At 71.1% G+C, this 211-nt stretch carries 1 protein-coding gene; it reads left to right on the top strand.

Annotation, left to right across the window (positions count from 1 at the left end; translation table 11 throughout):
* A partial coding sequence (locus RRF55_RS29270) for an ABC transporter substrate-binding protein (protein WP_439419494.1) occupies nt 1-211 on the top strand: 211 nt, incomplete at both ends.

Here is a 211-nt window from a genome sequence, read left to right on the forward strand (position 1 = left end):
GCTGGATCGAGTTCAACGCCGGCCCCGTGCAGCTGGAGGCGCTGAACGTGGGCTCCATCGACTTCGGCGATGTGGGCGAGGCCCCGCCCATCTTTGCGCAGGCCGCAGGCGCACCCCTGGTCTATGCGGGCGCCACCGAGCCGCGCCCCGGGCTGGAGGCGGTGATCGTGCCCAAGGATTCGCCCATCCGCAGCGTGCAGGACCTCAAGGG

It is taken from the genome of Klebsiella sp. K47 (assembly GCF_051858335.1).
Classification (GTDB): Bacteria; Pseudomonadota; Gammaproteobacteria; order Enterobacterales; family Enterobacteriaceae; genus Klebsiella; species Klebsiella pneumoniae.